This is a genomic window from Nostoc sp. JL34, from assembly GCF_017114945.1.
Taxonomy (GTDB): domain Bacteria; phylum Cyanobacteriota; class Cyanobacteriia; order Cyanobacteriales; family Nostocaceae; genus Nostoc.
This window is the reverse complement of record NZ_JABXKQ010000184.1, coordinates 34,401-42,784: the sequence shown is the minus strand read 5'-3', so window position 1 is coordinate 42,784 and position 8,384 is coordinate 34,401. Positions and strand designations below refer to the sequence as shown.

General features: G+C 41.6%; 8 protein-coding genes. 5 read left to right on the top strand and 3 right to left on the bottom strand.

Features of this window, described 5'->3' with window-relative positions; genetic code table 11:
• Positions 1-48: 48 nt before the first annotated feature.
• Positions 49-996, bottom strand: coding sequence for a serine/threonine-protein kinase (locus HWQ44_RS33465; protein ID WP_292726787.1), 948 nt, complete (start codon positions 994-996; stop codon positions 49-51).
• Positions 997-1,318: 322 nt separating this feature from the next.
• On the opposite strand from HWQ44_RS33465, the gene HWQ44_RS33460 reads away from it, so the two are divergent.
• Positions 1,319-2,647, top strand: a complete 1,329-nt coding sequence (locus HWQ44_RS33460) for an acetyl ornithine aminotransferase family protein (RefSeq protein WP_292726785.1) — start codon at positions 1,319-1,321, stop codon at positions 2,645-2,647.
• 52 nt (positions 2,648-2,699) lie between these two features.
• Here the strand turns inward: HWQ44_RS33460 and HWQ44_RS33455 are convergent, their stop codons facing one another.
• Positions 2,700-4,046 carry an FAD-binding oxidoreductase gene (locus HWQ44_RS33455; protein ID WP_292726783.1) on the bottom strand — a complete coding sequence of 449 codons (1,347 nt, stop codon included), beginning with the start codon at positions 4,044-4,046 and terminating at the stop codon, positions 2,700-2,702.
• 234 nt (positions 4,047-4,280) lie between these two features.
• Between HWQ44_RS33455 and HWQ44_RS33450 the strand changes: the two genes are divergently transcribed.
• The gene (locus HWQ44_RS33450) at positions 4,281-5,510 is read left to right on the top strand and encodes an ABC transporter substrate-binding protein (RefSeq protein WP_292726781.1); all 1,230 of its coding nucleotides are present in this window, start codon (positions 4,281-4,283) and stop codon (positions 5,508-5,510) included.
• Positions 5,511-5,894: 384 nt separating this feature from the next.
• Positions 5,895-6,506: a hypothetical protein gene (locus HWQ44_RS33445; protein WP_292726779.1), complete on the top strand. Its 612-nt coding sequence runs from the start codon at positions 5,895-5,897 to the stop codon at positions 6,504-6,506.
• Positions 6,507-6,601: 95 nt separating this feature from the next.
• Here HWQ44_RS33445 and HWQ44_RS33440 read toward each other — a convergent pair whose 3' ends face one another.
• Positions 6,602-6,970, bottom strand: a complete 369-nt coding sequence (locus HWQ44_RS33440; RefSeq protein ID WP_292726777.1) for a Dethiobiotin synthetase — start codon at positions 6,968-6,970, stop codon at positions 6,602-6,604.
• A gap of 209 nt (positions 6,971-7,179) precedes the next feature.
• On the opposite strand from HWQ44_RS33440, the gene HWQ44_RS33435 reads away from it, so the two are divergent.
• A complete protein-coding gene (locus HWQ44_RS33435) occupies positions 7,180-7,416 on the top strand; it encodes a hypothetical protein (RefSeq protein ID WP_292726775.1) in 237 nt (78 codons plus the stop codon).
• Between the two features lie 527 nt (positions 7,417-7,943).
• A complete protein-coding gene (psaC, locus tag HWQ44_RS33430) occupies positions 7,944-8,189 on the top strand; it encodes a photosystem I iron-sulfur center protein PsaC (protein WP_015175986.1) in 246 nt (81 codons plus the stop codon).
• Positions 8,190-8,384 lie beyond the last annotated feature (195 nt).

The window sequence follows — 8,384 nt, the reverse complement described above, 5'->3', positions numbered from 1 at the left end:
TTCTACTACTTAACTTTTCGTTACATAGCTGTAAATTTTTCCGCCCACCTACTTAAGTGCTGAAATCAAAGGTTCTATTTTAGTTGCAAGTGCGCCAGCTGCGAGGATTGCTGCTAGCAGTACCTGTAAACGTTTATTTCCCAAACTAGGAAAAGTAAATCTCCTTCTCCAACCCAATTCCTTTAACCAGTCTTCTACTGTTTCGAGACGGTTGTCGGGTTGTAGTTCCATTGCGTGGAGAATGGCTTGATTGACGCGATCGCTAATCTTATCATTCAATTCGTTCGGTGGAATTAAACGCTTATTGTTATCTTGGCGTTCAATAGCACTTTCTGGCTGTTTTCCTGTTAATAAAAAATATAAAGTTGCTGCAAGAGAATAAATATCAGTCCAAGGTTTACGTCGCGCCTGTTGTCTAGGAGAGTTGGAATACAGTTCAATTGGTGTAAACTTGTCAACTAAGTTACCGCGACTTGACACTGGGTTATCAACAAATCTTCGTGCTAAGTCGAAGTTTATCAAAACAACCTGATGCGTACCCGCCCGCAAAATGATATTTTCTGGTTTCACATCTCGATGTAAAAATCCTTGTTCATGCACTATGATGAGTGCTTTTCCAATTTGTTGAATATAATCTACGGCCTCTTTTGCTGGGAGAAATCCTCGCGGTTGGACAATCTTGGCTAAATTATCTCCTAGAATATGCTCCATGACCATGCATTTTAAATCACCTTCCTCGAAGGTATCAATGACTTGGACAATATTCGGATGTTTGCATATTGCTAGTTTGCGAGATTCATCAGCAAAACCTGATTTTAAGCGATCGCGGTCTTCGTTACTTAATTGATTCAGCAAATTGGAATCCAATGTTTTAATCACAACTTCCTTGCGATCCCGATCCTCAGCAAGATAAGTAATAGCGAAGTTCCCCTGTCCTAACTGTTGCTTAATTTCATACCGATCGCGGTGTAACTTTTGTCCAGATGCCCAAGTCATTAGTTGATTATCTCAGAGACTTGTATTAATTTTTGCATATAGCAATTCTCCTGTGGATGTAATACAGCTTCTCTCAACAAATGTTCTGTAACTTGTACCCTGACATCTAATAGTGAAGCTGTTATGCTTCAAAAAATATAATATGACGCGATCGCAAAAGTTGTGTTATAAAAACGGGCAAAGTCTTACAAAATACGAAAATCTTTACTGTGAAGCTTTTTCGGTAAATGCGTAATTTCTACATCAATGGCATCAAATGCTACTGTAACCAATCGAGCTTTAGCGTTTAATCATCAGTAATCTTTAAAAAATTGAAAAAATAATGTTAAGTATCCCTATTAACTTAAATTTACCTCGTACACCCAATTTAATAACTTCTTTACCTGGGCCTCGCGCTCAAGCTATTGTACAACGCGATCGCGCTGTGACTTCTCCTTCTTATACCCGCGATTACCCGTTAGTTGTATCTCGCGGTCAGGGCTGTATGGTAGAAGATGTGGATGGCAATGTATTTCTGGATATGACCGCAGGTATTGCCGTTACCGCCACCGGACACGCCCACCCGGAAGTCGTCAAAGCAATTCAAGAACAGTCGGCGCGTCTGTTGCACATGTCAGGGACAGATTTTTATTATGAGCCGATGGTGGAATTAGCGGAACAATTAGCAATTCGCGCTCCCTTTCCCCACCCACATAATGATAGTGGTTTTCCTGCAAAGATATTTTTCACCAATTCCGGGGCAGAATCCAACGAAGGAGCCATCAAACTAGCTCGATATTACACCAAGCGATCGCTAATTGTGGCATTCTTAGGCGCATTTCACGGACGCACTTATGGGGCGATGTCTCTTACTGGTTCTAAAGCAGTACAGCGAGCTAATTTTGGGCCTTTAGTTCCTGGGGTTACTCACATTCCCTACGGCACTCACGCTAGCTTAGATTACTTGGAACAACAGTTATTTACGGCGATTTTACCACCGCAAGAAGTAGCGGCGATCGTCGTCGAACCGATTCAAGGAGAGGGTGGGTATATCGTACCCGAAGATGGTTTTTTAAAACGGATTCGGGAGATTTGCGATCGCCACGGTATTCTGATGGTAGTGGATGAAGTACAAGCGGGAATGGGGCGGACTGGTCGCCTATTTGCGATCGAGCATTGGGGTGTAATGCCTGATATCATTACTACTGCTAAAGGTATCGCTAGTGGTATGCCCTTAGGAGCGATACTTGCCAGACCAGAGTTAATGACTTGGCCGCCTGGTTCTCACGCTACTACATTTGGTGGTAATCCCGTAGCTTGTGCTGCTGGTATTGCCACACTGCGACTGCTGGAAAGTGGTTTGATGACCAACGCTACCCAGATGGGAGAATTTTTACAAGCTAGTCTTACCGAATTACATCAAAGATTTCCTAGAGTATCGCCGCCACGAGGTAAGGGTTTGATGGTAGCGGTGGATTTATTGGATGAACAAGGTAATCTTGATCATAAATTGCGCGATCGCATTATCCAAGAAGCTTTTTTAAGGGGTTTATTATTACTAGGTTGCGGTAAAGCAGCAATTCGTTTCTGTCCGCCTCTAGTTATCGACAGCGACCAAATTAAAATCGCCCTTCAGATTATCAGCGAGATTTTAAAAGCAGAGAGACTTTGAATTTTCCCCTTCCCGACCCGGGCTATCCGGGTCTGAATCCCCAATCCCCAGTTCAATTTTGAATTTGGAATTGAAGAACCTTGCTTTTACCGGGATTCATCAATCCATAGGGATCAACTATTTCTTTAAATTTTAACTGCTCAGGATCAATAACTTTTCTGCCGCCGTCTTCAATAATATACGTATGAGGATTGGCAATACTCACACCCTGTTCTTCGTGATAGCGGATAATTTCATTGAGGCGTTCTTCTGTGGTGTAACGCACAAGTTGCAAAGCACCAGGAACTACGGCACCGTTCACCCGAAAAAATTCCAAATGCATCATTACCTCATCACCGAAATGATGATACATGCGCTCTACTAGTTGCAAACTGCTATCTCTAGGAAACATACTTTGTAAGTAGGTAATTGCAGTATCTACACTGCGGGCAAGTAAGGTGGTGTGGTTCCAGCAAAATTCTCCTAAATGTATACCTTTACCTGCTTCCTCGGCTGGTTTTTTATATGTAATCTGGCCGCCGTATTGCTGCACCAAACCCGGTAAGAATTCCAAACTCGGTTCAGAAATTATCAAAAATACTGGATGAGTGCCTTCAGGAATGTACTCTTGTATGGCGTGAAAGTATTGGGGAATTGGGGACGCAAACACAGAAATCAACTTCTTAATCATGCCATCAGCATTGCCAAGAGCTTGACCAAACTTTGCTGCTGTCATCAACTCGTCAAATGTGACAATGACTTCTGCCCAAGGATAAGCTGGTGCTAAGGGGATTTCGACTTCGGTGATGATGCCGTTAATTCCCCAAGCATGATTCACCTTTTGTACATCGTCGCCGCGTAATTCGATCGCACGCGGTTCATCTTCTACAGTTACCACTCGCAGTGCTAAGATATTACCGCGATCGCCTAGTAACCCATATTGTATCGAGCCAATCCCCCCACTCCCCCCAGCAATGAATCCGCCAATTGTCGCTGTGCGGTACGTAGAGGGTGCCATGCGGATTTCCCAGCCGATTTCTCGGGTTTTTTTATCCAAAGCCGCCAACTTCACTCCAGCTTCTACCCGCGCCACTCCCGGCTTCACCCAAAGAATCTCTTGCATCCGCGTCATATCTAAAATTACGCCACCATGCAACGGTACGCATTGCCCATAATTCCCTGTACCCGCACCCCTCACAGTTACGGGTACACGGTGTTTAGCACAGGCGGCTGCAACTTTTAAAACCTCTGCTTCATTGGCGGGACGCACTACGATATCCCCAACTTTTCCCTCTAGTTTCGGGACTAGCACTGGGCTAAAGGTATGATAATCCTGGGATAATTTTGCTACTTGAGTGGAATCGGTGATGGTTTCTATGCCTTCTAGAGAATTAATTAGGGCATCTAATTTTGTCGTCATCGGTTACATCCTTTTTTTGAACGCAGAGGGACGCAAAGGTTAGCGCAGACGTACGCAGAGGAGTTAACTCTCTGTGTAAACCTTTGCTACCTGGTGCGTTTGAAAATCTTAATTCTCATGTTTCACAGCACTTTCATGCCACTTCCTTAATATAAAGTCAGATAGGGCACTCAAGCTGACAAAAATTAATCCACTCAATCAGGTTGTAAGAAATAATATAATGGTCACACATTTATGAAAAAAGCACTTATACATCAAACTGTCTTACTATTTACATGCTCTATGCTGCTGGTAGCTTGTGGTAAAAGTGGCAGTAATAATGCAAATTCCACAAATAATTTAACAGCCACAACAGGTGCAGCTAATGCCATTCCTATTGGTATCGCCTTTGCACAAACGAGTAATGTAGCATTACTTGGTCAAGAGGGAACTGATGGAGTAAAAATTGCTGAGAAGTATTTTAATAAAAAAGGGGGTATTAATGGTAGACCAATTAAATTAGTCTATCAAGATACTGGTGGCGATGAAGTTGGAGCTATTAATGCTTTTCAAACTTTAATTAGTAAAGATAAAGTTGTTGGCATTGTTGGCCCTACCCTATCACAACAAGCTTTTAGCGCTGATCCCGTAGCAGAACGCAATCAAGTCCCAGTTATTGGAGCATCAAATACTGCTAAAGGTATTCCCGAAATTGGTGATTATGTGGCTCGTGTTTCTTCATCTGTTGCTGTTGTTGCTCCTTATTCGGTAAAGGCTGCACTCAAACAAAATCCTCAAATCAAAAGAGTAGCTGTATTCTACGCTCAAAATGATGCTTTTAATAAGTCGGAAACAGAAATATTTCAGAAAACAGTTATAAATTTAGGATTAGATTTAGTCACAGTCCAAAAGTTTCAAACTACAGATACCGACTTTCAAGCTCAAGCCAGCGACGCTATTAATTTAAAACCAGATTTAGTGATTATATCGGGGTTAGCTGTAGATGGAGGTAATTTAGTTAAACAATTACGAGAACTTGGTTATAAAGGAATAATTGTTGGTGGCAATGGTTTTAACACATCTCATATATTTTCAGTGTGCAGAGCGCTTTGTGATGGTGTGATTGTGGCTCAAGCTTATAGCCCTATATATGCCAGTGAAATTAACACCGCATTTCGCAAAGCCTACCTCGAACAATATCATAGAGAACCCCCCCAAGTAAGTGCTCAAGCTTTTGCGGCTTTACAGGTATATGTAGAAGCTCTTGCATCTTTAGATCAAAAAAGCAAAATTAATAAATTGAGCCTGCCACAGTTGCGTACAGAATTGAATAAGGAGTTACTAACAAAAAAGTTTCAAACTCCTCTTGGTGAAATTGCTTTTACACCAGTAGGCGATGTAATTCAAAAAGAGTTTTACGTTGCACAACTCAAGATGGAATCAAACGGTGTCAATGGTAAATTTTCTTTTTTAAGCATAAAATAGTTGCAATATTCCCGATGCTATGCAAGATTCAAAAGGGACGGATAGAAGAAGTATTTAGTAACAATTAATTCAACTTCACCGTCAGATCAAAATTTTTCATCCCAGACTGGATAATAGCACTGCTGTTTTCGCTAAACCTTACTTGCATAATGTCATATTTTCCCGGAGACAAGATAAAAGTATAGTTATGCAGAGCATAGGAACGAGAAAACAATGAGAAATTGAGCTTTTTTCGACTTGTGTGTACACTGTAGTTCTGGCAAATAGAGAAGATTCGGCTTTACTGGGCTATTGCTGCGACTCATTGAAATAATTTTGTTGAAAAACGGGAAGACTATGGTTACTCCCTAATGGGAAATTTCTATAAAAGTCCTGAATAGCAAAATGCTCAAAAAATCTCTGCTTAATTTTTTAATTTTGCCTTTTTCTCTAGTGCCTTGCTTGTGCGTGGGAACACTTTTTGATTCTCAAGCCAATGCTTTACCAGGGCAAAGTACAGAAGAAGTAGGCACCTGGATTCAAGCACATCCCACACTCCGCCCCAGAAGTGGGGAGAAATTATTTGTGCAAAAGACTGATACTGCTGCCCAAAGATTCACTTTTCAAGCGTCAGTATTGCCGCCCGGTAGGGTAGAGTTTTCCAAAGACCGTGGCACAATTCGCAGTGAACGCATTGCTATGTATGATGCTATTAACGGCATGACATTTGCGCGTCTCCAGGAATCCTTGCGGGTGATTTATGGCTTGGAGATTTATCAAGACTACGATCGCGCCCAAGTCGTGTACCAGTATCCCAACGAAAAGGTTGTTAATTCGGCGCGTCTAGCCAAAACTCCGATTCGGGAAGCCTTAAAGGGAGAATTACGAGTAGGCGATCGCTATGTATATTGGGTGGAAATTGCCCAACCCAAAACGGGCAAAGCTTTTACTGGTCAAATGACGATTTTGCTCAAAACCGACCTAGACAAGTTAGAAAATGAACTGCAAATTCGTTAATGGGCATTGGGAAAGAAAGGCAGCAGGCAGAAGTTCTTTAATTTTGAATTGATTTCTCCTTCATCTTCTGGTTGAAAGATTACTGAATCCGTATTCTACAACTTTCCCAACTCCATCTGAGGTAAAGTTTGCCATGTACCCGAAAAGATACTTTCAGATGCTAAGGAAATTCGTAGCAAATCTTCTTTCAGTAGTGGCGGCCAATCAACCCCGGCTTTACGCCCTGCGCCAAATAGCTGTTGCGCCTTAATACTTAACTGATAAAGGGCCAAAGCCAGTTCTCGGTCTAGGCTCTTTGCATCTTTAAGGGCTTCAAACACCACTTTCAATGCCAACAAAATCGAAGTGATCTGACCAGGTACCGGCGGTTTGCCCTGTTTCATACGCGTTAACAGCGCATCTGGGTTTTCCTCGGTTGTAATTGTCTGATCTATGAGGAGTTTCCTAGCTGTTTCGTAATTCATGTAGCCAGTTTAGCGTACATTTTGCTTCAGCAGTAATACCTAATTAAAAAGTCATAAAACTGGCTTCTGGTTATTTATAGCAATCTTTGATGATTTGTGAAAAGATAAGCTTGGGGAAAATGATGGAGAATTTGCGATGCTCTAGGTTAACCAGATAGACTGAATATCATATCTTTGAAAAATCCACCTTACTGAGAATCAGCAGCAAAATGATATCACCGAATTTACTAGAAATTGAGCGCTCCGTCCTTGCCTTGTCTGTGGAAGAACAACTTTGGCTGTTAGAAAGTATTGCTCGACAAATCCGAGAAAGTGAGTATATAAAAGATAAATTGGCTGAGGTCAAAAATCTAGAAGAGCAACTGGAAGTAACAGCTAGTGAGCCAAAGATTTCAACAGAAATTGCTGCTATAAACGATGAATTTGCAATTTCTGAAATTCTCTGATATGTAGAAGTAAAAATTATGAGATTGCCAGACTTAAAAAGTTAAATATACAAGTTATCGGTGAGCGATCGCTTAAAATTACTGACTGCGATCGCAGTCTCTAAATTAATCATTTACATAGCAAAAGCAGTGTTAAACAGTAATTACGGCAAACTGGATGTAACTTAGATAGCTAAAAATTTTTTATTTACACGGAGAAAGAGCGATCGCAAAATCAGATTATTACCCAAAATCCCCATAATTTTAATTATGGGATTTCTCAATTTCCAATTCTCTTTTAATTTTGTTTCATTTATCTTTACGATTCAACCCTGTTGTGGTACAAAGCTGGGGTAAATACGCTCCGATGATGTTGCTGATTAATAAGTCAATAGGGGCAATCTCGCAAAAACAAATATCAAGGGTGCTTATTACATTGTTTGAAGTTATGTAGCCTTTTGATTACGGCCTATCAACCACTGCGGTAGACTATGCGTTGATTATGATTCTTTCGCAGAGAAGAACACTCGAAAGGAGCCGTTTATTCAATGTCTCATTCTGTAAAAATCTACGATACCTGCATTGGCTGCACCCAATGCGTCCGCGCTTGCCCTACTGATGTACTCGAGATGGTTCCTTGGGATGGCTGTAAAGCTGCTCAAATTGCCTCTTCACCCCGTACAGAAGACTGCGTGGGCTGTAAGCGTTGCGAAACCGCTTGTCCCACCGACTTTTTGAGCATCCGGGTTTACCTGGGCGCTGAAACAACTCGCAGTATGGGTCTAGCTTACTAAAAGCTGAGTGCTGATCGGAGTGCTGAGTGCTGAGTGCTGAGATAAAAAGAAGTAAATCAGAAATACAATTTTTTGATTCTTCACTCGGAACTCGGAACTCGGCACTCAAGACTTTTAACTTTCACGTCGTAAGCACCTTTACGATCGGAGAGTGGACACTGCCCGCCTTACAAAATCGCAATTTTAGATTGGGGA